24 protein-coding genes are annotated in these 24,756 nt (G+C 63.9%); 1 reads left to right on the forward strand and 23 read right to left on the reverse strand.

What is annotated here, in order from left to right:
• From QZV93_RS03990 to QZV93_RS04095, 22 genes are all read right to left on the reverse strand, one after another.
• On the reverse strand, positions 1-1,510 hold a 1,510-nt coding region (locus QZV93_RS03990), incomplete at its 3' end, for a translation initiation factor IF-2 associated domain-containing protein (protein WP_295556181.1).
• A 10-nt stretch (positions 1,511-1,520) separates the two neighbouring features.
• Positions 1,521-2,216, reverse strand: a complete 696-nt coding sequence (locus QZV93_RS03995; RefSeq protein ID WP_295556182.1) for an RNA-binding protein — start codon at positions 2,214-2,216, stop codon at positions 1,521-1,523.
• Between the two features lie 42 nt (positions 2,217-2,258).
• Positions 2,259-3,908 (reverse strand): transcription termination factor NusA, encoded by a 1,650-nt coding sequence (gene nusA, locus QZV93_RS04000; RefSeq protein ID WP_295556183.1) that lies wholly within the window; start codon positions 3,906-3,908, stop codon positions 2,259-2,261.
• A 2-nt stretch (positions 3,909-3,910) separates the two neighbouring features.
• Positions 3,911-4,537 carry a ribosome maturation factor RimP gene (gene rimP, locus QZV93_RS04005; protein WP_295556184.1) on the reverse strand — a complete coding sequence of 209 codons (627 nt, stop codon included), beginning with the start codon at positions 4,535-4,537 and terminating at the stop codon, positions 3,911-3,913.
• Positions 4,538-4,719: 182 nt separating this feature from the next.
• Positions 4,720-5,424 carry a tRNA (guanosine(46)-N7)-methyltransferase TrmB gene (gene trmB, locus QZV93_RS04010; RefSeq protein ID WP_295556186.1) on the reverse strand — a complete coding sequence of 235 codons (705 nt, stop codon included), beginning with the start codon at positions 5,422-5,424 and terminating at the stop codon, positions 4,720-4,722.
• Between the two features lie 69 nt (positions 5,425-5,493).
• Positions 5,494-6,696 (reverse strand): methionine adenosyltransferase, encoded by a 1,203-nt coding sequence (gene metK, locus QZV93_RS04015; RefSeq protein ID WP_295556188.1) that lies wholly within the window; start codon positions 6,694-6,696, stop codon positions 5,494-5,496.
• Positions 6,697-6,921: 225 nt separating this feature from the next.
• Positions 6,922-7,380 (reverse strand): helix-turn-helix transcriptional regulator, encoded by a 459-nt coding sequence (locus QZV93_RS04020; RefSeq protein WP_295556189.1) that lies wholly within the window; start codon positions 7,378-7,380, stop codon positions 6,922-6,924.
• 206 nt (positions 7,381-7,586) lie between these two features.
• Positions 7,587-9,233 carry an apolipoprotein N-acyltransferase gene (gene lnt / locus QZV93_RS04025; RefSeq protein WP_295556190.1) on the reverse strand — a complete coding sequence of 549 codons (1,647 nt, stop codon included), beginning with the start codon at positions 9,231-9,233 and terminating at the stop codon, positions 7,587-7,589.
• Positions 9,234-9,240: 7 nt separating this feature from the next.
• The gene (locus tag QZV93_RS04030; RefSeq protein WP_295556191.1) at positions 9,241-10,302 is read right to left on the reverse strand and encodes a hemolysin family protein; all 1,062 of its coding nucleotides are present in this window, start codon (positions 10,300-10,302) and stop codon (positions 9,241-9,243) included.
• The gene (gene ybeY, locus QZV93_RS04035; RefSeq protein WP_295556193.1) at positions 10,299-10,850 is read right to left on the reverse strand and encodes an rRNA maturation RNase YbeY; all 552 of its coding nucleotides are present in this window, start codon (positions 10,848-10,850) and stop codon (positions 10,299-10,301) included. The genes QZV93_RS04030 and ybeY overlap by 4 nt, the downstream gene beginning before the upstream one ends.
• Position 10,851: 1 nt before the next feature.
• Positions 10,852-11,841 (reverse strand): PhoH family protein, encoded by a 990-nt coding sequence (locus QZV93_RS04040; protein WP_295556353.1) that lies wholly within the window; start codon positions 11,839-11,841, stop codon positions 10,852-10,854.
• A gap of 149 nt (positions 11,842-11,990) precedes the next feature.
• A complete protein-coding gene (gene miaB / locus QZV93_RS04045) occupies positions 11,991-13,400 on the reverse strand; it encodes a tRNA (N6-isopentenyl adenosine(37)-C2)-methylthiotransferase MiaB (protein WP_295556194.1) in 1,410 nt (469 codons plus the stop codon).
• Between the two features lie 214 nt (positions 13,401-13,614).
• Positions 13,615-14,499, reverse strand: coding sequence for a lysophospholipid acyltransferase family protein (locus tag QZV93_RS04050; protein ID WP_295556196.1), 885 nt, complete (start codon positions 14,497-14,499; stop codon positions 13,615-13,617).
• A gap of 26 nt (positions 14,500-14,525) precedes the next feature.
• Positions 14,526-14,978 (reverse strand): Fur family transcriptional regulator, encoded by a 453-nt coding sequence (locus tag QZV93_RS04055; RefSeq protein ID WP_295556198.1) that lies wholly within the window; start codon positions 14,976-14,978, stop codon positions 14,526-14,528.
• Positions 14,979-15,131: 153 nt separating this feature from the next.
• Positions 15,132-15,617: a ribosomal protein S18-alanine N-acetyltransferase gene (gene rimI / locus QZV93_RS04060; protein ID WP_295556200.1), complete on the reverse strand. Its 486-nt coding sequence runs from the start codon at positions 15,615-15,617 to the stop codon at positions 15,132-15,134.
• Between the two features lie 150 nt (positions 15,618-15,767).
• The gene (locus QZV93_RS04065; protein WP_295556203.1) at positions 15,768-16,358 is read right to left on the reverse strand and encodes a malonic semialdehyde reductase; all 591 of its coding nucleotides are present in this window, start codon (positions 16,356-16,358) and stop codon (positions 15,768-15,770) included.
• Positions 16,359-16,427: 69 nt separating this feature from the next.
• Positions 16,428-16,982 carry a NifU family protein gene (locus QZV93_RS04070; RefSeq protein WP_295556204.1) on the reverse strand — a complete coding sequence of 185 codons (555 nt, stop codon included), beginning with the start codon at positions 16,980-16,982 and terminating at the stop codon, positions 16,428-16,430.
• 106 nt (positions 16,983-17,088) lie between these two features.
• Positions 17,089-17,601 carry a universal stress protein gene (locus QZV93_RS04075; RefSeq protein WP_295556205.1) on the reverse strand — a complete coding sequence of 171 codons (513 nt, stop codon included), beginning with the start codon at positions 17,599-17,601 and terminating at the stop codon, positions 17,089-17,091.
• Positions 17,602-17,653: 52 nt separating this feature from the next.
• A complete protein-coding gene (gene trpS / locus QZV93_RS04080) occupies positions 17,654-18,691 on the reverse strand; it encodes a tryptophan--tRNA ligase (RefSeq protein ID WP_295556207.1) in 1,038 nt (345 codons plus the stop codon).
• A gap of 72 nt (positions 18,692-18,763) precedes the next feature.
• Positions 18,764-20,341 carry a murein biosynthesis integral membrane protein MurJ gene (murJ, locus tag QZV93_RS04085; RefSeq protein WP_295556209.1) on the reverse strand — a complete coding sequence of 526 codons (1,578 nt, stop codon included), beginning with the start codon at positions 20,339-20,341 and terminating at the stop codon, positions 18,764-18,766.
• Between the two features lie 166 nt (positions 20,342-20,507).
• Complete coding sequence (locus QZV93_RS04090; RefSeq protein ID WP_295556211.1) at positions 20,508-21,662, reverse strand: nickel/cobalt transporter; 1,155 nt, start codon at positions 21,660-21,662, stop codon at positions 20,508-20,510.
• Positions 21,659-22,324: a DUF1007 family protein gene (locus tag QZV93_RS04095; protein ID WP_295556212.1), complete on the reverse strand. Its 666-nt coding sequence runs from the start codon at positions 22,322-22,324 to the stop codon at positions 21,659-21,661. Before QZV93_RS04095 ends, QZV93_RS04090 begins: the two co-directional genes overlap by 4 nt.
• 238 nt (positions 22,325-22,562) lie before the next feature.
• Here QZV93_RS04095 and QZV93_RS04100 point away from each other — a divergent pair, with 238 nt between their 5' ends.
• Positions 22,563-23,555 (forward strand): zinc ABC transporter substrate-binding protein, encoded by a 993-nt coding sequence (locus QZV93_RS04100; RefSeq protein ID WP_295556214.1) that lies wholly within the window; start codon positions 22,563-22,565, stop codon positions 23,553-23,555.
• Positions 23,556-23,650: 95 nt separating this feature from the next.
• Here QZV93_RS04100 and QZV93_RS04105 read toward each other — a convergent pair whose 3' ends face one another.
• Positions 23,651-24,601, reverse strand: a complete 951-nt coding sequence (locus QZV93_RS04105; protein ID WP_295556216.1) for a L,D-transpeptidase — start codon at positions 24,599-24,601, stop codon at positions 23,651-23,653.
• Positions 24,602-24,756 lie beyond the last annotated feature (155 nt).

The raw sequence follows: 24,756 nt of genomic DNA on the forward strand, positions 1-24,756 counted from the left end.
CCGCCTTGGCGTGGTTGATCGCCTCCACCGTCTGCGGCATGACGCCGTCGTCGGCAGCCACCACGAGCACCACGATGTCGGTCACTTTGGCGCCGCGCGCACGCATGGCCGTGAAGGCTGCGTGGCCCGGCGTATCGATGAACGTCACCTTCGAGCCCGACGGCGTCGTCACCTGATAGGCGCCGATATGCTGCGTGATGCCGCCGGCCTCGCCCGAGACGACATTGGTCTGGCGGATGGCGTCGAGCAGCGATGTCTTTCCGTGATCGACGTGACCCATGATGGTGACCACGGGCGCGCGCGATTGCAGGTGCTCATCGACATCCTTGTCGCCGATGAACCCGGTCTCGACGTCCGCTTCCGAAACACGCTTCGGCGTGTGGCCGAATTCGGTGACGATCAGCTCTGCCGTGTCCGCGTCGATCACGTCCGTGATCTTGTGCATCGCGCCTTCCTTCATCAGGAACCTGATGACGTCGACGCCGCGCTCGGTCATGCGGTTGGAAAGTTCTTGAATGGTGATCGCTTCGGGAATTATCACCTCGCGCACGATCTTGTCCCTCGGCTGCTGAATGCCCATCGCCTTGAGCTTCTCGCGCTCTCGCTTGCGCTTGAGCGACGCAAGGGAGCGCTCGCGCTGCTGCTCGTCGAGAGCATTGTTGATGGTCAGCTTGCCGCGTTCGCGCTTCTCGTCGACGGAGGGTGCCTTGACGGGGACGCGCACCAGCTTACCGCCGCGCTTGATGGCCCGGCTCTCCTCGTCTTCCGCCTCGACGGCGACGGGACGCGGACGCGCGTCGTCCTTCCGGACGATCTTGGTCACCTCGCCGGTGCTGCGATCTGCGACGGGAGGCGCACCGGCCGGACGAGGCAGCTCGATCTGCTTCGGGCGGCCGCCTTCGCGAGGAGCAAAGCGTGTGTCGTTGCTTGACGGACGCGGGCGCGTCGAGCCTGCACCATGACGGGGAGCGCCGCCATCGTGCGACGGGCGCGACGGCTGGGGCCGCTCGGCCACCACCGGACGTTGAGGCGCGGCCTCCGGAGCAGCTGGCGCGGCTTGCACAACGACCTCGGCGACCGGAGCTGGCGGCTGTGCCACCGGCTCCTGAGCCGCAGTACGCTGCTCTTCGACGCGCTGCGCTTCCTCGATGGCGTTCCGGCTGCGGGCCTCCGCCAGCGCACGCGCACGCGCATCGCGCTCTTCCGGACGCAGAAGATCGGCCTTCCCGGCGTCGCCGCGCGGCGCATCGGTGCGGGTCGGCGCTTTGGGAGCTGGCTTCGCCTCGACCTTTGCGGCCAGCGGAGCGGCTGGCGCGGGTGCGGCTTCCGCGGCGCCGCCACCCGGGGCTGCCAGCTTGCGCGTTTTCCGCTTCTCGACCACCACAGACTTCGAGCGCCCATGGCTGAAGCTCTGCCGGACGTGGCCCGATTCAACGGTGCGCTGGAGCGACAGTGGTTTGCGCCCGCCCCCGGTCAGCGTCTTGTCGGCAGTGTCCTTGGTTTCGCTCATTCGATATCCGTTAAACCTCTAGATCCTGGGCATTTTCCGGCACGTTGAATGCACCGCCGGATGCGGCAGAGCCTGACCGATAGCGGTGGAACCGCTCGGCCTCTTTCAGAAAACGTTGGGCGGCTCCGCCTTGTATGAGGGCAGCATGTACCACATTTGACCGCCCCATGGCCAAGCTCAATTGTTCTGTAGATAGACTGGTTACCACAGCCACTTCACGGCCGTTGGCACGCGCAACTGCAGCAAATTTACGGGCTAGCTTCTCCCGCCCCCCATCGGCCGCATCCCCACCCTGAACGAGAGCCACGGCCGCGCCGGATTCGACCAGTTCGGCCACCTGCTGGAACCCGGTCGTGACGAGACCGGCCTTGTTGGCGATCGCCAGGGCCTCCAGAACGCGCTTTTCGAACAGGCGTTCAATGCGCTCGGGAAGTTCGCTGTCGGCTTTTACCGGCCGCTTGAGACTCTTGGAGAAAACGTTGGCACGGACAGCCTGCGCGACGACCGCCTTATCCGCCTTCACCCACACCCCGCGCCCGGGCAGCCGCCGCGCCAGATCTGGCACCATCGAACCGGACGGATCGGCGACGAAGCGGATCAGATCGCCGGGATCGAGAGCTTCCCGCGTGGCCGCACAGAGACGCTGCCCGCCGTCGGATTCGACGGCAGGCTCGGCATCGTCATGCTGGCGGCGGCGTTCAGCCAAAGCCCGACAACCTCCAAAACGTGTGTGCGCGGTGCCACGACCTTAAGCGTCCGAACCGGCAGCAGGGGCATCTTCCCCGTCGCCCGCCTCGTCGCTCAACTCACTCTCGGGCTGCGCGAGATCCTCGGCCGTGATCCAGCCCGCGAGCACACGCGCCGCCATGATCAGATCCTCGGCCTCCTTGCGGCCCACCTCGAAGCCGTCAAGCACGCCCTTGTGCCGCACCGGCTCCACTTCCTTGTTCTTCGAACGCTCGGTCCAGCCGATGAGATCGTCCGTTGCGCAGTCCGCAAGATCCTCGAGCGTCTTGATGCCGTTCTCGCCGAAGGCGACCAGCATCGCCGTCGTCACGCCTTCCACCTTGGTGAGATCGTCGGAGACGCCGAGCTCGCGCCGGCGCGCGTCGCGCTCCGCTTCGAGCTTCTCGAGATACTCGCGCGCACGCGTCTGGATCTCGCCGGCGGTATTCTCGTCGAAGCCTTCGATGTGGGCAATTTCCGCCAGATCGACGTAGGCCACCTCCTCGACCGAGGCGAAGCCTTCGGTCACCAGAAGCTGTGCGATCACCTCGTCCACATCCAGCGCTTCCATGAATACCTGACTGCGCTCCGCGAACTCCTTCTGACGCCGCTCGCTTTCCTCCTGCTCGGTCAGGATGTCGATATCCCAACCCGTGAGCTGGGAGGCGAGTCGCACGTTTTGGCCGCGCCGTCCGATGGCCAGCGAAAGCTGGCTCTCCGGCACCACGACCTCGATGCGGTTGCTATCCTCGTCGAGCACGACCTTCGACACCTCGGCCGGCGCGAGCGCATTGACGATGAAGCTCGCGGCGTCCTTGTTCCACTGGATGATATCGACCTTCTCGCCCTGCAGCTCGTTGACCACCGCCTGCACGCGCGCGCCCCGCATGCCGACACAGGCACCGACCGGATCGATCGAATTGTCGTTCGAGATGACTGCGATCTTGGCGCGCGAACCGGGATCGCGCGCAACCGACTTGATCTCGACCACGCCGTCGTAGATTTCCGGCACTTCTTGCGCGAAGAGCTTCGACATGAACTCGGGCCGAGCGCGCGACAGGAAGATCTGCGGACCGCGCTGCTCGCGGCGCACATCGTAGATGTAGGCACGGATGCGGTCGCCGTAGCGCACGTTCTCGCGCGGGATCATCTCGTCGCGCCGAATGATGCCTTCCGCGCGTCCGAGGTCGACGATGACGTTGCCGTACTCGGCGCGCTTCACCGTGCCGTTGACAATCTCACCGACGCGGTCCTTGTACTCGCCGAACTGGCGATCGCGCTCCGCTTCGCGCACCTTCTGCACGATGACCTGCTTGGCGTTCTGCGCCGCCACGCGGCCGAAATCCAGGGGAGGCAGGCCCTCCGCGATGAGGTCGCCGACCTTCGCCTCGGGGTTGCGCCGCTTGGCATCCGCGAGCGTGATCTGCGTCGCCTCGTTCTCCACGTCGTCGACCACCGCCAGCACGCGCGAAAGACGCGTCTCGCCGGTCTTGGGATCGATCTCGCAGCGAATGTCGTTCTCGGCGCCGTAGCGGGATTTCGCGGCCTTTTGGATCGCGTCCTCCATGGCCTGGATCACGATCTTGCGATCGATAGTCTTCTCGCGCGCGACGGCATCCGCAATCTGCAGAAGCTCGAGCCTGTTGGCGCTAATGCCTGCTACGCCTGCCATAGTCAGAGACCCTCCACGTCGTCGGTCTTGAGTTCGTCCGGATCGGCTTCCGCGCCGTCTCCGAGTTGTCCTTTGCCCTTGGCCTTTGCCCGGCTCAGGGCTTCGCGAATAAGCTCGTCCGTCAAGACCAGCCGCGCACTGGCGATCAGCCCGACGGCGAGCCCGATGATCTTGTGGCCCTCTTCGCCGAGGTCTGCCTCGATCAGCACCTCGCCGTCCTCGAAGCCTTCGAGGCGCCCTTTGAAGCGCTTCCGCCCTTCGATCGGCGCCTTGAGTTCGACCTTGGCCTCCGAGCCTGCCCAATCCACGAAATCGCTGGCCCGCACCAGCGGACGATCGATGCCGGGCGAGGAGACCTCGAGCCGGTAGCTGTCGGACACGATGTCTTGCACGTCGAGCAACGGCGAGATGGCCTTGGAGACCGCCTCGCAATCGTCGATGGTCATCGACCCGTCCGGCCGCTCGGCCATGATCTGAACCGTCTTGCCGTCGCGACCGGATACTTCGATACGCACGAGCCGAAATCCAAGACTGTCGAGCACCGGCTCGACAAGCTGGGCGAGTTCCGATGCGAGACCGGTCTCCTGAATGAAGCGGTCGCTTGACGCGACCTCGTTCGAGCTATGCATACCGAGTTGTTTCCGGCGGCCGACTTAGGCTACCAAAACAAAAAGAGCGGACCCTTGAGGGCCCACTCTCAGAGTTGAGATGATCATGAGCAAGCGAACAATACGTGACTATGACAGCCCTGGCAAGCGTATTTGCTAGCGCTTATCGCCCCGAAAATTGCGCACACCCCGCGCATGTCCCGCTACGTCCGGACAAAGCGGAAAAAATAGCAGCGGCGGCCTTCGCGGCCGGCCTTGGCCTCGTAGCGCGTGCCCGGCCAATCGGCGGGCCGCACCCGCCAATCCGACGGCCCGTCCGCCGTCCATCGAAACTCCGGTGCAGCAGCAACCGCGAGCAGCGCCGTTCGCGCGTAATCGCCGATATCGGTGGCGAGCCTGAGCTCCGCCCCGGACCTCATGACGCGCGCCAGAAGACGCAGAAGATCCGGCGAGAACAGCCGCCGCTTCTGATGCCGCTTCTTCGGCCACGGATCCGGAAACAGAATGAACACGCGCGAGACCGACGCCGCCGGCAACCACCGGAGAAGCGGCCGCACATCGTCGCCGAGCAAGCGGACATTCGCCAACCCACCCTCGTCGATCGCCGACAGCGCCTTGACCAGCCCTTCCTCGAAGGGCTCGCATCCGATGAGCCCGACGCTTGGGTTCGCCTTCGCCTGCCAGATCAGATGCTCCGAACCCCCAAATCCGATCTCGAGCCACACGGATGAGATGTCGGGCGCGAACAGACCGCCAAGATCGCGCGGAGGCGGGCTCGAAGGATCGACGGCGACCCGCGGCATAAGCTCGGTGAGCAGCCCTGCCTGCCGCGCGCTGATCTTGCGCCCCCTTCGCCGCCCGAAGGATCGCAGCTCGAACTGCGCCACCGGGGATTTGACCGGATCCACGCTGCACTCCTCGAAAAACAAACGGCCGCAGTGACTGCGGCCGCCTGCGAGCTCGAAAGAACCTGGGGCTCAGACCGCCTTCTGGATCGCGTCGGCGAGGTCGAGCTTCTCCCACGAAAACCCGCCGTCGTTGTCCGGCTTGCGGCCGAAATGGCCATAGGCCGACGTGCGGGCATAGATCGGCCGGTTGAGATCGAGCTGCTGGCGAATGCCGCGCGGCGTGAGATCCATGGCCTTGTCGAGCGCCAGCTCGATGGCCGCCTCCTCCACCTTGCCGGTGCCGTGGGTATCCACGTAGATCGACAGCGGGCGCGCAACGCCGATGGCATAGGAAAGCTGGATCGTGCAGCGATCCGCCAGGCCGGCAGCCACCACGTTCTTAGCCAGGTAGCGCGCCGCATAGGCTGCGGAGCGATCCACCTTCGTCGGATCCTTGCCGGAGAAGGCGCCGCCCCCGTGTGGAGCCGCACCGCCGTACGTATCGACGATGATCTTGCGGCCCGTGAGGCCGGTGTCGCCGTCGGGACCGCCGATGTAGAATTTGCCCGTCGGATTGATGTGCCAAACCGTGTCTTTGCCGATCCAGCCGTCCGGCAACGCCTCGCGCACATAGGGCTCGATGATGTCGCGCACCTGCTTGGAGCTGAGATCCTCGACCACATGCTGGTGCGACACCACGATCTGCGTCACGCCAACCGGCTTGCCATCCTGATAGCGCACCGTCACTTGGCTCTTGGAGTCGGGACCGAGCTTCGCCGCGTCCCCGTTCTTCGTCTTGCGCGCCCGGGCCAGGTCCTCAAGAATCTTGTGCGCATAGTAGATAGGTGCCGGCATCAGCTCCGGCGTCTCGCGGCAGGCATAGCCGAACATGATGCCCTGATCGCCTGCGCCCTCTTCCTGGTTGGCCGGCTGCTTGGCATCGACACCTTGAGCGATATCGGCGGACTGCCCGTGCAGCAGCACCTCGATGTTGGCGTTCGCCCAGTGGAATCCTTCCTGCTCGTAACCGATGTCCTTGATCGCTGATCTCGCGATATCCTGGATCTTCGCGACCGTCACTGCGCGCGGACCGCGGTACTCGCCCGCAATGATCACGCGATTGGTCGTCGCCATCGTTTCGCAGGCTGCACGGATAGCCCAGGGATCGAGCCCTTCCGAAAGGCCGTCGCGAAAAAATGCATCGACGACCTCGTCCGAGATCCGATCACAGACTTTGTCCGGATGGCCTTCGGAAACGGATTCGCTCGTGAAGAGAAAAGACTTGCGTGCCACTTGGTCCCCTCGATCTCGTTCTTGCCCGTGCAGTTCCGTAGGCACACGCTTTATGAAAGCACGATGACGGCTCGATACCGGGCGCCGTGGGTGTTGTGGGCAATTCGCGGCGTGTCTTGCCGGTTTTGCGGGTTTCGGTCAAGCGCTCGGGGCAGAAAAGCTTAGAACCTGTGCCGGAATGGACAGGCGAGGCGGCCAGCTACCCTGCATAGGTGGAGACGCGGTTTATTCCGCCGGATCCTCGCCGCCAAGCGCCCTTACAAGTTCCACAACCGAACGGCGCACCCGCGGATCGGCGATTTTCACGAACGCCTTGTTGAGTTCCAAGCCTTCTCGAGTCGAAAGAAATTCGATGACATAAGTTTCGGTGGGTCGTTCCGAGAATCCCGGTGTCGTTGATGTGTCGACAAGTTCGGATGGGGCCTCGTCGTAAAAGAATTGAACCGGCACCCCGAGAACTCGGGACAAATCAAACAATCGGCTCGCGCCAATACGATTGACGCCTTTCTCGTATTTTTGCACCTGCTGGAAAGTGAGACCCAGATGCTCGCCGAGTTTTTCCTGGCTCATGCCAAGTAGCATGCGACGCAGACGGACCCGCGTCCCCACGTGCGCGTCGATCGGATTGGGCTTGCGTGAACCGCGTTCGCTGTCGTCGTCGTCGGTGGCTTCATCTTTCGACATCAGATTCGCAACTCCCTGCCCTGCACGACCTCGCCGGCACACTCTGCCTATGGAACTCGGGCTCTGGGGTCAATAATTTACCAGCATGAAACAAATTTCACGTCATATTTGCGTTATATCTGTAATTGAAACGTAATTCTATGCGCAACCAAAAGGCGCATTAAATGTAATACGGACGATCCGGGTCGGGATTAATTGCTCGACGCTCAGCTTGCGCGCTCCAGCGTGCGGAAAAACCAAAGTGTTCCCGCTATTAATAGTGCCGCGAGCAAATAAATTACATCACCCAGAACTGCGTATGGCGGGGCCGAGCGCGCCAACGGCAATAAAGAATCTACCGAGCCTCTTAAATTTATTCCGAGCGCACCCAAGATATTGCCGCTCGAATCCACGACAGCCGATATCCCATTGTTGGCGGCCCGCACAAGGGGCAGTCCCTCCTCCACAGCTCTCACGCGCGCCTGATGGAAATGCTGACGTGGACCAGTCGTGTTGCCGAACCAGCCGTCGTTGGTGACGTTGAGAAGCAAGCCGGGACGCGATGCGCTCGCCCGCCCCACACCGGGGAAGATCGCCTCGTAGCAAATCAATCCGCCGACAGATGGAAGTCCCGGAATTCTGAGTATTGGCCTCGGAGTATCGCCGACCGAGAACCCACCCCGTAGGCGCGTCAGCTGTTCGAGCCCGATGGCCTCGAGCGTCGATTGCCACGGCAGGTACTCTCCGAACGGCACCAGATGCGTCTTGTCGTAGACGGCATCGAGTGTGCCCGCGCTATCGAACACCATGAGGCTGTTGTAGGCGCGGGCCGGCTTTACACCGACGGCACCTGCTGCATTTCCCTCTCGCCTCAGCGCGCCCGTGAGCAGGAAGGCTCCGTCGGGCAGCAGGTCGCCGATCGCCGCCAATGCCTCCGGGTGCTCGAGCGGGAGAAACGGCATGGCCGCCTCGGGCCACACCACGTGCGTAATGCCCGCAAGATTGTCGCGCTGGCCCGACGCATCCATCTCCGAGAGAGCGAGATGATCCTGGAAGATGGAGGCCTGTTTGTCGGGTAGCCACTTCTCCCTCTGGGGAATGCTCGGTTGCACGATCCTGATCTTGACCCCGTCCACCACGCCGGTCGGGCTCGTTGCGAGGCGAACGGCGCCATACCCGACGAGCACGGCGAGCGGCAAACCGGACATCGCAAGGATCGCGATCCAGGAACGGCGCCCCGGCGCCTCCCTCTCCGCATCGGCTAGGCGCACGAGCGGAGCCGCGAACACCGGCACCGCAACGAGCGTCAGCCCGTAGATACCGAGAAGGCCTGCGCTCTGCATCATCACCAGCGGCCACGTGAGCGCGTACCCCAGCACGTTCCATGGAAAACCGGTCAGGATGTGCCCGCGCAGCCATTCGGCAGCGGAAAGAGCGAGCGCCAGCACGAGAATGCGCGCGAGATCAGGCCGCCAAAGCAGCGCCGCGACCGCAGCAGCCACCGCCCAAAACAACGCCAATCCGGCCGGCATCAGCGTCACCGCGAACGGCAACAGCCACCCGAACTTGTCGGCTTCGACCAGAAACGCTTCCCCGATCCAGAACAGCCCGAACAGGAAATAGCCGAAGCCGAACCACCATCCGGCAAACGCGGCCGCACGCGCCACGTCTCGCGGCCCGCCCGGCCGGGACGCAGCCTCGTCGATCAGCCACACCAGAACCGGCAGCGTGAAAAACAGGATCGGTGAGATAAAGAACGGCGCCATGGCGAGGTTCGACAGCGCCCCCGCCGCGAACGCCGCCGCCCCCCGGCGCCAACCGCGCGCCGCCCTTACAGCGTGACGCCAGCCTCCGATTGCCTCCTGCGCCGCCATCCCGCGCTCAGCCGGAGGCTGCGCTATTGGCCGACGGCGCCGCCGGCAGATGAATCTTCAGTCGCTTCACGCGCCGCGGATCGGCGTCCAGAACTTCAAACTCGACACCCGACGCGGCATGACGGATCAGCTCGCCGCGGGCGGGAACGCGCCCGACGATGGTGAAGACCAAACCGCCGAGCGTATCGATATCGGCTTCCTCCTCGGGCTTGAGCAGCTTCTGGCCCAGCCGCGTCTCGAGCTCCTTCACCGGAGCACGACCCGATGCGACCAGCCCGAGCTTGGGATCGACGGCGATGAGGTCGGCCTCTTCCTCGTCGTGCTCGTCTTCGATGTCGCCGACGATCTGCTCGACGAGATCCTCGATCGTCACCAGTCCATCGGTCCCGCCGTACTCGTCGACGATCAGCGCCATGTGGATGTGCGTAGCCTGCATGCGGACCAGAAGGTTCATGGCCGGCATCGACGGCGGAATGTAGAGCACCGGTTTCCTGATCTTGAGCACGGCGATAGGCCGCGTGAGATCGATGCGGCTGAGATCCGGCTTGTTGTCGCCCTGCGCCGGCGGGCGCGCACCCGTACCGTCTTTGGCAACCTCTGCCGGCACCAGCCGCTGCTTCGTCGGCTCGCGCAACGCACGTCCCGCCACCTCCGCCGAAACCCAACGGAACAGATCCTTGATGTGCAGCATGCCGCGCGGATCATCGAGGGTCTCGTGATAGATCGGGATGCGCGACACGCCCGACTCTTCGAACAGCCGGATCAGCGCGCCAAGCGTTTCCATCTCCTCGATGGCGATGATGTCCGCACGCGGCACCATGATTTCATCGACGCGCGACGCCCCGAAACGCAACAGGCCCGAAAGCATCTTGCGCTCTTCGGGCGAGAACCCGCCGCTGACCTTGGCTTCCTCCTTGAGCAGCACCTCGAGTTTGTCGCGCAGCGTCGGCTGCTCGGCGAGACCCAGCCGCGTCCAGAGATGCTGAAGCCAGCCGCTGGCACTCTCGCGCATCGTCCGGCGCTCGGCGTCGTAGCTTATATCGTCCATCTGATCGTCGTCGTTGCTCATAGGCTTTGAATGGGGTGTTCGTCGCCGCCATAGGGATTGGGGATACCGAGGTCCGCCAGAACCTCGATTTCGATGCCCTCCATCTCCTGGGCTTCCTCCTCCGTCTCGTGATCGAACCCGAGAAGGTGAAGCAAGCCGTGTACGACGAGATGTTGAAGGTGATGAGCCGCCGCCACGCCCTGCTCGGCAGCTTCTCGCTCCACGGTCTCCTGAGCCAGCACGATGTCGCCAAGCGGCTGCGGGCTCGACGCGCCGAACCGCTCGAGAGCCGGGAACGACAGCACGTTGGTTGGCTTGTCCTTGCCGCGAAAACGCGCGTTCAATCCGCGCACGGTCTCATCGTCGCTGAGCGCCACACAGGCTTCGGCGGGAGGGCGCGCGACGAACCGGGCATCCGCCGCCAGCGCACGCCCCGCCGCCTCGATCAACGCATCGCGCTCGCCGAGTCGCGACCAGTCGCCCGCTTCGTGCAGAATGTCGAGGCTGAGCCAGAGGGGTGCCTCGCGGCGCCCCTCGCTCCGACTTCGACTGTCCGCAGAATCGGGCATGTCAGGGTTTCCTCGTCCCGGTGCCGACGCGGTCGTAAGCTTCCACGATCTTGGCCACGAGGTCACGCCGCACGACGTCGACGCTCGTAAACCGCACGGCCGTGATGTCCGAAACGTCGGCCAGCAATCGCACGGCTTCCTCGAGCCCGGACGTCATGCCGGGCGGCAGATCGATCTGCGATGGATCGCCGGTCACGACCATCTTCGAGTTCTCGCCGAGCCGCGTCAGAAACATCTTCATCTGCATGCTGGTCGTGTTCTGCGCTTCGTCCAGAATGACGAAGGCATTGGCCAGCGTGCGCCCGCGCATGAACGCAAGCGGCGCGATCTCGATCACGCCTTGCTCCAGGTCGCGTTCCACCTTCTCCGGCGGCAGCACGTCGTAGAGCGCGTCGTAAAGCGGGCGCAGGTAGGGATCGACCTTCTCGCGCATGTCGCCGGGAAGAAAGCCGAGGCGCTCGCCCGCCTCTACGGCAGGACGCGACAGGATGATGCGCTCGACCAGCCCACGCTCGAGGCATTGCGCGGCGAACGCTACCGCGAGGTAGGTCTTGCCGGTGCCGGCCGGGCCGATACCGAACACGAGGTCGGTTTTCTCGAGCGCACGGATATAGGTGCTCTGAGCCGGCGTCCGCGCCTTGACGACCTTGCGTCGCGTGGCGATCTGCGCCTGCCCGTCCGGGGACGGCACATCCTGCTGGCGCGCGTGGCGGATCAGACCGTCGAAATCTCCGGGTCCCACATGCTCACCTTTCGTCACGCGGTCGTAGAGTTTCTCGAGGACCTCACGCGCGATCTCGCAGGCGGTTTCTGGGCCGGACAGTATGACCACGTTGCCGTGCGCATGCGCCTCGATCCCGAGACGATCCTCGATCAGCGCCAGATTGGCGTCGAATTCGCCGAGGAGGCGAGTGAGGTGCCGGTTATCCTCGAAAGGAACCACGACGCGCTTACTGGGAATGGAAGATTTAGGCACTCGCCTTTGACCTATCGCCGTCTGGCTGCGTGTGGCTGTCAATCGCGTCGTCTCCTGAAATCTTTGAGAACCGACTCGGGGTACGTCTGAACAAGACTAGCATAGGCGCCAGCGCCATCTAATCAACGCCTTGGACCTGGGCCGAACCGTTAACAGGTTCATGATTATGCGCATATGACGCCTGCGAGACTGTTGGCTCGGGTAGCCCGGATCTCCACGTCGACGATTTGGCCGAGGCGAGAGGGGTCCGCATCTGCATGCACCAGTTGCAGGTAGGGCGACCGCCCGACGAGCTGACCGGCATGCCGCCCGGCTTTCTCGAACAGGACCGGCATGACCTTGCCGACGCAGGCGCCGTTGAAGCGGGCAAACCCGGCCTCGATCGCCGTCTGCAGCCGCTCGAGGCGCTCCCGCTTGACCTCCTCAGCAACTTGCCCGTCCATCGTGGCGGCGGGCGTGCCCGGACGCGCGCTGTATTTGAAAGAGAACGCGTGCGCGAAGCGCACCTCCTCGACCAGCCCGAGCGTCGCCTCGAAATCCGCATCCGTCTCGCCGGGGAAGCCGACGATGATGTCGGTTGAAAGCGCGATGTCGGGACGCGCTGCGCGGATGCGCCCGATAAGGTCCAAATACTCCGCCGCCGTATGTTTGCGGTTCATGGCGGCGAGCACGCGGTCCGAGCCGGCCTGGAACGGCAAATGCAGATACGGCATCAGCTTGTCTTCGTGCGCGTGCGCCTGAATGAGATCGTCGCTCATGTCGCGCGGATGGCTCGTCGTGTAGCGAATGCGCTTCAAGCCCTCGATCGAGGCAAGCCGGCGGATGAGCCCCGCGAGCGTCGTCGCATCTCCATCCTGGCCTTCGCCGTGGTAGCCGTTGACGTTCTGCCCGAGCAGCGTGAGTTCCGCAACCCCGCGTGCGACCAGCCGCTCGGCTTCCGCCACGAGAGCCGAAACGGGGCGCGAATATTCCATGCCGCGTGTGTAAGGCACGACGCAGAACGTACAGAATTTATCGCAGCCTTCCTGAACCGTCAGAAAAGCCGAGACGGCCCGCGGCGGCGCACGCTCCGGCAACGCCTGGAACTTGTCCTCGTCGGGAAATGCCGTCTCGACGAGTCCCGTCTCGCCGCCTTTGAGACGCCCGATGAGTTCTGGCAGGCGGTGATAGCTCTGCGGGCCCAGCACGAGGTCGACCGCGGGCGCACGCCGCACGATCTCCGCACCCTCTGCCTGCGCGACGCAACCGGCGACGGTGATCAGCGTTTCTTTGCCCGCCTTCGCGCGCTCGCGTTTGACGTCGCGCAAACGGCCGAGGTCCGAATAGACCTTCTCCGCGGCCTTCTCGCGAATATGGCACGTGTTGAGGATTGCAAGATCGGCATCCCCCGGCTCCTGCGTCTCCACATAGCCCTGCGCCGCCAGCGCCTCGCTCATGCGCTCGGAATCGTAGGCGTTCATCTGGCAGCCGAAGGTCTTGATGAAGACGCGCTTGGCCTCAGGCGAAGGCTCACGCTCCGCCGGCCCCTGCTGAAGCGTCGTGTCGTCGAGAAGCGATGAATCGAGATCGTCCAAGAGGCTTTGCGTTCCCGGCTGTCGAGCAGTCCCCCGCGCAGTCGCGGTATCACAATTCGCTCGCGGCTGCACCCCCACGCCGCTGCATTGCAGCATTGCGACCCCGTTTTGTCCAGCGTCACGCTGGCGATAGGGCAATAGGCTCATTCTACCACCTAAGCCGCTGGTAGAGGCCGTTAACGCTACCGGGCGTAGGGAATCAACGGGAAAGGACTCAGCGGAAAAGCGCTCCGCTGCTCGCCGGACGCGGTACGGTGCGAGCCTCCGCCGCAGGTACCGCCACCGTAATCGGAAGATCGGCCGGATAGTTCCTCAGGATCCTAACGACATTCTCGCGGATCTCGTTCTCGCTTCGGCGCGCGAGATCCTTGCGGTCGGCGAAGGCGTCGAGCGAAATTGGCGCCCCGATACGGATCTGCACATCCAAGGGCCCGGCCTTGAGAAGCTCCCAGGCATGGCTCTGCATTTCCATGTCGCCGAACCAGCCGACGAGCGGGCGCGCAGAACGGTTGAGCGGCACACCGTGCAGCCGCGTGTAGACAAGCGACAGCGTCTGCACCACCACGTCGGATGCACGCGCCTGCTCTCCACCGGGCTTAGCGGTGGGTTTCGCCGCAGCGAACAGCGAGGTCTTGAACGGCAGCACGCGGTTTCCGTCGCTCGACGTCCCTTCCGCGAACAGCACCACCGTATCCCCTGTCGCGAGCCGCGCCATGATCTCGTTCGTCGTCTCCCCGACCGCGCTGCGCCGCTCGCGGTCGACAAAAACCGTGCGCTGCAGTCGTGCGAGCGAAGAAACGAAAGGCCACCGCGCGACATCCTTCTTGGCAACGAACGAGAGCGGCGCCACGGCGCTCAAGACGGTGATATCGAGCCATGACGTATGGTTCGAGACCAGGAGCACGGGCCTGTCCTGGACGACAGAGCCCTCGATATTGAGCCTGATACCGAACAGCTTGCAGACTTGGCGGTGATACCAGTGCGGAAAGCGGCGCGCGCCCTTGGGCGACACCTTGAGAAGCAGCGCCTGCACCGGCATCAGCGGCACGGTCAGTGCGAAAAATCCCGTCAGGATGGAGGCGGCTCTGAACGTTCCCATACGTCCGACCTTGCTGGCCGCGCGAACTAGCCTTTGCGCGCGGGCTTCTTCTTGTCGATCGGCTCACCGTAGAGCTCGAGCCGGTGCCCGACCAGCGTAAAGCCGAGCTCACGCGCGATCTTCTCCTGCAGCTTCTCGATCTCCGCGCTATGGAACTCGATCACACGCCCGGTCGCGATGTCGATCAGGTGGTCGTGGTGGCCGCGTGTCGCCTCCTCATAGCGGCCGCGCCCACTTCCGAACGCATGACGCTCCAGAATGCCCTTCTTCTCGAGCAAATTGACGGTGCGATAGACGGTCGACAGCGAAATATGCGAATCGACCAGATGCACGCGCCGGTGCACTTCTTCCACGTCGGGATGGTCGCGGGCCTCCGACAGCACGCGCGCGATGACACGGCGTTGACCGGTCATGCGAAGCCCGTGCTCGGCGCACAGCACTTCGAGCCGGGTCAGGCTTTCGATTTTCGAGACCGCCATGGCATATCCCGAGCAGGCTTCAAGGTCGCGCAACGCGCGACGGAGTCGTGTTTCGTCTACTCGATTTCGGACGGGAATTCTACAAGGCAACCAAGGCCATGATAGTGCCGGACCACATCCGCTCAAGGCTCGTGCCACGCTCGCGAAATCGGTCTAGAGCTTGAGAGCCAGCGTCACCGCGTCGACCGCATCCCCCCCGGATCGCGCATAGTAACCGCGCCGCAGCCCGGTCCCCAGGAAACCGGTACGCCGATAGAGCTCCATGGCCGCATCGTTGTCGGCAGCCACCTCCAGGAACAGCTTCTTGGCCTCCGCCCGTTGCGCGGCCCGCGCGACACCTTCCACCAGCCGTTTGCCGACCCCTTTGCGCTGCCAGTCCTTGGCCACACCGATGGACAGGATCTCCGCCTCGTCTGCCGCCAGTTGCGCCATCACGAAACCAATGCAGGTCTTGGGCGATCCCCCGACCATGGCCATGAACGCCGTCGATGCGGGATGGTCGAGAAGCGCCCGGACGCTTTCTTCGGACCACGCCGGCGAGAACAGCTCCGCATGCAGCCGCGCGATATCGCCGGCTTGCTCGGGTCCCGCCCAAAGCAGCGACACGTATTTGGGATCGAGCGGCGTCGCCCCTGTCATGGTATCTCCGCGAGTGCAGACCACGCCGGCACATTGCCGTCAGCGCACTATAGGCGCAGCGCTAGTCATCGATAAACCGAGTATTCCTGAGGCGGAGCATATCGCGCTGAGCCGGTCTTGCAATGCGAGCTTTCGCCCGAGCCTCCCGCCTCAGAGAATTTGCGCCAGCTCCTCGAAGGCGAGACGCGGCGAGCGCGGCTTCAGCGCCGACGCATCGCCGTATCCGAGGTTGCAGAGAAAATTCGCTTTGATCGGCGTACCGGCAAAAAACTCCGCCGTCACACCCGCCTGATCGAAGCCCGACATCGGCCCGCAATCGAGCCCCAGCGAGCGTGCGGCAATGATGAAATAGGCGCCCTGCAGCGAACCGTTGCGGAACGCCGTTTCAACGATGTGCTCGGGCTTGCCGGTAAACCAGCTCCTGGCATCCGTGTGCGGGAAAAGCCGCGGCAGCTTCTCGTAGAATTCCAGGTCGTAGCCGAGGATCGCGGTCACCGGCGCCTTGAGCGTCTTGTCGAGGTTGCCGGCCGAGAGGAACGGCTTCAGCCGCGCCTTGGCCTCGGGAGACTTCACGAACACCACGCGCGCAGGCGAGCAGTTGGCGCTCGTCGGGCCCAGTTTCATGAGATCGACGACCCTCACCAGAAGCTCGTCCGGAACCGGCTTGTCGAGCCAGACGCTATGCGTTCGCGCAGAAAGGAAGATCTGCTCCAGCGCAGCTTGATCGATCACGGCGGACATCGGCAATCCTCGAGCGTAACGGGCAAAAGAAAAACCCCGCCGGGGAGGCGGGGTTCCGAAATCAGGATCTCAGACGGCCTGCACTTCCTCCACTTCGGGGCAGAAGTGCTTGAGCAGGTTCTCGATGCCGTGACGCAGCGTCGCCGTCGAGCTTGGGCAACCCGAGCACGCGCCGCGCATATGCAGATAAACGATGCCGTCGCGGAAGCCTGCGAAGGTGATGTCGCCGCCATCCTGCGCCACCGCCGGGCGCACGCGCGTCTCGAGCAGCTCCTTGATGGTCGCGACGACGTCCGCATCCTCGGCGTCGTAGGCGCCATCGGCCGCATCGTTGGCCCCGTCGCCGTCCACGACCGCCGCACCCGACATGTAGTGCTCCATGATCGCACCGAGGATCATGGGCTTGAGATGCTGCCACTCGGCATCGGTCTTGGTCACCGAGATGAAGTCCGAACCGAGAAACACGCCCGAGACGCCCTCGATATCGAACAGACGGCGCGCGAGCGGCGAGGCGTCGGCATCACCCTTGGCGCGGAAATCGGCGGTCCCATCCTCCAGCACCGTTTTGCCCGGGATGAACTTCAACGTCTGAGGGTTCGGCGTCGCCTCGGTCTGAATAAACATGTCGTCATCTCCTGGGGACCGACCCGCCCCGCGTCTTTAGAACTGTTCCAGAAAATAGGAATGTCGATGCGAATTGTCTAGCCCTAGCGTCGGAGTTCTCGCAAGCTCAGGCGAGCGCGACAATATCGTCGAAGGCCAGATTGCCGGGGACGACGGTCACCGGAATGGGAAATTGCCCGGCCGCTGGCCCAGCGGCCAAGGCGGAGACGAGCGGCCCGGGCCCTTTGGGGCTGGTCGAAGCGCCAAGCACCAGGATCGAAACGTCCTCGTCCTCGGCGATGGTTTTCATGATCTCTTCTTCCTTGATCCCTTCCCGGATCAGCTCCTCGCAAACGAGGTTCTCAAAACCGACGTGATGCAGCTTGCGGCGCAAGAGGCGGAACAGCGCCTTGGCTTTCGTCGTCTCTTCGTCGATCTGCACCTGGCGCACCCCCGCCCAGTGCTGGAAATCCTGCGGCTCGATGACATAGAGCATAAGGATGGTACCGGACGAGCGCACCACGCGCGCCGCCGCGTAATACAGCGCGCTCTCGACCTCCGGGCTCTCGTCGACAACGAGCAGGAATTTCCGTACATGGCCCGGCTCGAACGAGCGGCGTTTGCGGTATGTGAGCGTCATGCTGCGATGCTGCCACGTGATCTCGAAGACCACAACACGCGCGATGGCCCCCTCACGACCTGATGAAGCCGACGATGTCCTTGACCTCGTCCATGATCGGCGCCGCGATGGCCCGCGCCCGCGCCGAGCCGTCCGCAAGCACGCGATCGATCTCCGCCGGATCGGCCGTAAGGCGGCGGATCTCATCGCCGATCGGACCGAGACGCTGCACAGCCACCTCCGCCAGCGCCTTCTTGAAGCCGGAGAACTGCTGCCCGCCGAACTCAGCCACGACGGCCGCCTTCGTCTTTCCCGCGAGCGCCGCGTAGATGCCGATCAGGTTGTCCGCCTCCGGGCGCGCAGCCAGGCCAGCTTCCTCCGTCGGCAGCGGCTCGGGATCGGTCTTCGCCTTCTGGATCTTGCGCGCGATCGTATCCGCATCATCCGTGAGATTGATGCGCGACAGGTCCGAGGGATCCGACTTCGACATCTTCTTCGTGCCGTCGCGCAGGCTCATGACCCGCGTCGCCGGCCCCGTGATGACCGGCTCCGGCTGCGGGAAAAACGCACCGTCGTTGTAGCCCTTGGCCTCGATCTCGGCACGAAAGTCGTTGTTGAACTTCTGCGCGATGTCGCGCGCCAGCTCGAGATGCTGCTTCTGGTCCTCACCGACCGGCACGTGCGTCGCCCGATAAGCGAGAATGTCCGCCGCCATGAGGTTCGGATAGGCGTAAAGGCCGACGGACGCCGCCTCGCGGTCCTTGCCCGCCTTCTCCTTGAACTGTGTCATGCGATTGAGCCAGCCCAGCCGCGCGACGCAATTGAAAATCCATGCCAGCTCCGCATGCGCAGCCACCTGGCTCTGATTGAACAGAATGCTCGTCTTGGGATCGAGGCCAGACGCGATATAGGCGGCCGTCACCTGCCGGATCGCCTGCTTGAGCTCCTTGGGATCCTGCCAAACGGTGATCGCATGCAGATCGACGACGCAATAGATGCACTCGTGCGTCTTCTGCATCTCGATCCACTGCACCATGGCGCCGAGATAGTTGCCGAGATGCAGGCTGCCCGTGGGCTGCATGCCTGAGAAAACACGCTCTGTGAGTTTCATTGTCCCTCGTCCGGGCGTCGAACTGTCAGGCGCGGGTTATGGCGCGCCAAGGCCCACCGCGCAAGGCCGGAGCTAGCCGCGCCCGAACAGTTTGCGCAGCTGACGGAGATTGATCGTTCCCGTGGCGAGAACAATAAGGCCATAGACCGCAAGGCCCGCCCCGACCAGCGCCGCCAGTGCGAGCACGTGCACGGCGAACCCCTGGCCGGACACGAAATAGCGGGCCAGGAAATGCGCCGCCGCGATCAGCGCCGCACCCATCACCACCGATGACAGGAGAATGCTCGCGAACGCGCGCGCCATCCGCCGGTCCAGTACGAAATGCCCGCGCCGGACCAGCGTCGTCCATAGAAGTCCGGCATTGAGCCACCCGCCGAGTGTGGTCGCCACCGCGATGCCGAGCTGCGGCAGCCAGCCGATCTCCCGGAACAGGAAGAAGAGCCCGATCGACCCGAGCGTGTTGGCGATCAGGCTGATGGTCGCGTAGCGCATCGGCGTCTTGGTGTCCTCGCGCGCGAAGTAAGCCGGCGAGAACACCTTGATCATCACGAACGCCGGCAGCCCGAGCGCAAACACGGAAAGCACGGCCGCTGTGTTGGCGGTATCCGCCGCCGTGAAGGCGCCGCGCTCGAACAGAACCTTGACGATCGGGATCGGCACCACGGCAAGCGCCACCGCCGCCGGCACCGTCAGCAGCATCGCGAACTCGAGCGAGCGGTTCTGGCTGTCGAGAACGCCCGCATGATTGCCGGCCCTCAGTTGCCGTGCCACGTCCGGCAGCAGCACCACGCCGATAGCGATACCGACGATGGCGAGCGGAAGCTCATAGAGCCGATCCGCATAGTAGAGCTGCGACACGGCCCCCGGCTCCTGCGAGGCGATCACGGTGCCGATCATGATGTTGATTTGCGTCACGCCGCCCGCAATCACCCCCGGAATGCCGAGCGCGATCAGGCGGCGCATGCGGTCCGTCATACGCGGACGACGGAGCCTGAGCGAAAAGTTGTTGCGGCGAAGGCCGTCGATCAAGAGCCAGAGCTGCAGCACGCCCGCCACGAACACGCCAACGGCCTGCACGATGCCGCCGCCCGGCTCGTTGCGGTATCCAAGCCAGAACCCGACGAAGATCGCCGCCAGCAGTGTGAGATTAAGCACGATGGAAACGGACGAGCTCTCCACGAAGCGGCCGAACGTGTTGAGCACACCCGAGAACAGCGCCACCAGCGACATGCAGAGGAGATACGGAAACGTGATCTGCGTCAGCAGCACCGCGAGATCGAATTTCTCGGGCTGCGCGCTGAAGCCCGGCGCAAGAAGGTACATGAGCCACGGCATGGCCAGGATGGCGACGATCGTCAGCGCCACAAGCAGCGCCGCGAGTCCGCTCATGGCCTCCTCGGCAAAGGCCCGCGCCTCCTCGCGTCCGTTGCCTTCCAGCTCCTTGGCGAACAGAGGGATGAAGGCTGAGTTGAAAGCCCCTTCGCCGAACAGGCGCCGGAAGAGGTTCGGAAACCTGAAAGCGACGTTGAAGGCATCCGCCACCCAGCCGGCACCGAACGCCCAGGCGAAGGCGATATCACGCATGAAGCCGAGCACGCGGCTGACGAGCGTCAGGCTGCCCACGGTGGCAAAGGCGCGGTAGAGCTTCATGGTTCCCTAGCAGCGTCTGAAGTCAGGACGCGCAACCCATAGAGTGCTTCCGGAAAAGTGGAAACCGGTTTTCCGACGAGAAGCACGACAAACCTCAAACCGGTGCTTTCGGAAAAGTGGAAACCGGTCATGGCGGAGCCATACGCATGATGGCCCCGCGCCAAGCCTAAAGCGGAGACATCGTTCCGCCCTGCAGCGACGCGACGAAAAAGGCAGCCCCCATCAGAAAGACGAGCGTCGAGCCGAGCAGGCCTGCACCCGTGGCGACCGCTCCGGCGAGCCGGCTTTCGCCACCGGCCATGCGCGTCGCGAGTTCCCGCGAGCCGACGGCGAGCGATGCCAGGACCGACACCGTGATCGCCGTGCCGAGCGCCATCGCAAACGTCGCGAACACGCCCGCGATCAGGAGACCCTGGCTCATGGCGAAGATCAGGACCAGGATAGCGCCCGTGCAGGGCCGGATGCCGACCGATAGCGCAATCGCGATGGCCTTGCTCCACGACAGGTGTCCTTCGAGCTGCCTCGGATCCGGCATGTGGGCATGCCCGCAGCATGCCCCGTCCGCATCATGGTGATGATGATCATGCGCGTGGGCATGATGATGCGGCTCGTGAGCAGGCGCAGGGCTGTGCACATGAGCAGGCCCGTGGTCGTGCCCGCACGCACAGCCGCCGTGATCATGAGAATGAGCATGAGTATGGACATGTGCATGAGCGTGCGCCGCGTCGTGGTCGGACGTCTCGGCAGAGCCGCGGCGAAACAACTTGCCGAGCTGCCCGTAAAGCAACCAGATGCCAATCAGCGCCACGAAGCCCCAGCTCACCGTCTCGATCCAGCGCTCGGTGGCCGAAATCTCGAGGCTCGTCGCCTTGAGCGCGATGGCAAGCACGCCGACAATCGTAATGGCCGACAGCGCTTGAAAGAATGCCGACAGGAACGACAGCATGATGCCGCGCTTGACCGTCTTCTCGTTGGCGAGCACGTAGGACGAGATCACCGCCTTGCCATGCCCCGGCCCCGCCGCGTGCAACACGCCGTAAGTGAAGCTCAAGAATGCGAGCAGCAGCGTCGCATCCAGCACATTGCCCGTCTTCAGTTGCTTCACCGCGCCCGCAAGCTCGCGGTTGATGCGCTGTTGCTGCATGAGCACATACGACCAGACGTCACCGAGAAAGCTGCGCTCCGCCTTCTGCGGGGACGATTGGCCTGGCGCCAGTGGCAGCCCGAACGGCGATTTCTGCGGCTCGGATTGAGCGAGCGCGCCGAAGGAGACCATGAGGCAAAGCAGAAGCGCACCGAGCGCGGCCAGGGATCGGGTCATGATTTCTTGCAGCCCAGCGTCACTGTTTTCGCGTATCCGAGGCCCATGCCGGCATTCTGATCGCCAGTCGTCAGCTGCCCCCCGAACGACTCGTTGAGCTTCTGCAGCTCGGCGAGCTCATTCTCGGGGATGCCGATATTGGCGTGACAGCCCTGCGGCGCCCCCTCGCTGAGCTGCACCGGGTTGTCCTTGTCGAAGTCGAAGGCAATGAAGAACGACTCGTCGAACACCGCGAAATTGAAGCCCTGCGCTTCGGCGAGCACCGGCTGCTCGAACGGCAGCGTGAAATGCAGCGAGAGCAGGTTGTCTTTGTATTCGAGATAGTAGTCGATGGGCGGCTTGGCCTTGACCTCCGCCTTCCCGAGCTTGGCTTGGGTGAAATATCCGAACTCCTTGAGCCCATCGATATTGACTTGCGCCAGCTCCTTGAGCTCCTCGCGCGAGTACTGACCGTCGCCGTTGGTATCGAGGCCCTGGATCGCCATCGCCGTGTACATGTCGTCGAAGGTCCACTTGTGCTTGAGGCCGGTGATCTTGCCGCCGTCGTAAAGCACCGTCGTCTCGACCGTGACCCAGACATGCGGATGCGCCGCCGCAGGCAGCGACAGGCACGCGAACGCCGCTCCCAGCGCCAGGAGCCAACGCCCCAAAGCTCGCGACATCGAGATCAAGCTTCCCTCCACGCTTCGCCCCCAGGCACCGGATGAAAGGTGCACGCACTCTCTAGCATAGGGATCAGAACATCTCGCTGGCCTGACATATTTGTAAGGTGCGGAGGCCAGCAGATCCTCGGCACACGATCCAAAAAATGGAGCAGAACCAAGGCACGCTCGCCCTCGTTGCGCCTGATTGGATGTTATAGTATCCACAAATGAGTCAAAACGAGGAGTTTCCCTCAGCATGCCGACATCCCAGGCCATAGCCCCGTTCCGAATGAGGTGCGCCGCTCTGGCGGTTGCCCTCTTTGCGGCGGCACCTGCGTACGCCGAGCTCAAGGTCACGGCCACCATTAAACCCATCCACGCGCTGGTCGCCCAGGTGATGGAAGGGGTCGGCACACCCGACCTGCTTGTCCAGGGAGCTGCCTCGCCGCACACCTACGCGCTGAAGCCATCAGACGCCCGGGCGCTCAATCGCGCCGACGTCTTCTTCCGCATCTCGGAAACCGTCGAGCCGTTTACGCGCAAAGTCGTGTCCGCGTTGCCCGCTTCCGTACGCACCATCACGTTGGCGGACGCCCCTGGCATCGAGCTGCTGAACGTGCGCACGGGTGAAACTTTCGAAAAGCACGACCACGCGCACGAGGCCGGCGACGGGCACGACCACGATAAGCACGATCATACCCACGACCACGACGATCACGCTCACGAAGCCCGTGACGGCCACGTGTGGCTCGATCCCGAGAACGCACGCAAGATGGTCGCCGAGATTGCCCGCGTCCTCTCCGAAGCATCGCCCGCGGACACAGAAAAATTCAAGACCAACGCCGCCCGCGCCGATGCCGCGCTGAGCGCGCTCGAGACCGAGATCGCCCGCGATCTCGAGCCGGTCAAAGGCAAGCCCTTCGTGGTGTTTCACGACGCGTTCCAGTATTTCGAGCGCCGCTTCGGCCTCGCCGCCGTGGGCTCGATCACCATCAGCCCCGACACGCAGCCCTCCGCCAAAAGGCTGACCGAGATCCGCCGCAAGCTCGCGACACTCTCCGCGGCCTGCGTCTTTAGCGAGCCTCAGTTCCAGGCCAAGCTCGTCGCTGCCGTGACCGAAGGCACCAGTGCCCGGTCTGGCACCCTGGACCCCGAAGGAGCCCTGGTCGAGCCAGGCCCTCGCGCATACGAGACGCTGCTCCGCAACCTCGCCGGCGGTCTCGGATCCTGCCTCGCCCAGGGAAGCTGAGGAAAGCTGACCGCATCCACAGACCCGGAACGAAAACGGGCGGCTTGCATCATGCAAGCCGCCCGTTGTGTGTTCAGTCGATTGCGCGCCGCGTCTTACTCGACGGCGGAAGCCTGGGCTGAGCGCGAGATCGCGCCGGCGCCGACCTTGCGACCATAACGCGTGGCCATGCCCTCGACCGGCCGCGGAGCATCGGTCCGCGGCGAAGGAGAGACGGTATCGGTCGAAGGAGCATCCTCGACGACGTCCTCGCCGTTGGTGATCGTGTGAACCACCATATCCTCTTCCGGACGCAGCGGGTTGGCCTCGTCGTCCGGATAGATGAAGAATCCGGCCTTCGGTGCGCTCGCGACGGAGCGCGACTTGCCCTTCTTCGACTCAGGCTCGACCGCAGCAGGGGCGGAGGCTGAGCCAGAGCCGGCTTTCTCACGATCGAACTCGGCGATGGTTGCACCGGTCTTGAAGCGCTCCCAGGTCACGACGACCTTAGTGCCGACCGGAACCTTCGGATAGAGCTCGATCACGTCCTCGTTGAACATGCGGATGCAGCCCTTGGACACGTTCTGTCCGATGGTCCAGGGCGCGTCGGTTCCATGAATACGGTAGGTGCTGGAGCCGAGATAGAGCGCGCGCACACCGAGCGGATTCATCGGATGCCCGCCAGGCACCCAGCTCGGCAGCTTCGGGTTCTCTTTCAGCATGTCGGGCGTCGGGCGCCAATCGGGGTTCTCGCGCTTCTGCGACACCACGGTGTTGCCCTGCCAGCGGCTCTGTTCGCGCGGAATGGCGATGGGGTAGCTCATCGCCTGACCGGCCTTGGTGATGTGATACAGGCGCCGATCGCCAAAGCTGACGATGATCTGCCCTGCGGAAAACTTCGAATCGAAGCCCACGAGCTGCCGCTTGCCGCCGCCGTACTCCGGCTCGCCGCCCCAGAGAAATTCGATCAGGCCTTGCGCATTGGCCGCGCCAGGAACGCCCGCCAGCGTAGCCGCCGCGGCTACCGCTGCCAAAACCCCGCTTACCTTTGCCGTCCACACCGACATTTACGAAACTCCCGCTGCTTCAAAGCTGTGAAGACCGAAACCGGTTCCCTCTGCCGGTTTCACCCGTCACTGGCATGTTGCGTCCGCCTGTATGAACGCTCCGTATAGACCAGCCGGAAATTCGGCGGCAGAGCATGCCGGTCACACTACCGTCA

Origin of the sequence: uncultured Hyphomicrobium sp. (genome assembly GCF_902826555.1) — a bacterium.
Taxonomy (GTDB): Bacteria; Pseudomonadota; Alphaproteobacteria; order Rhizobiales; family Hyphomicrobiaceae; genus Hyphomicrobium_C.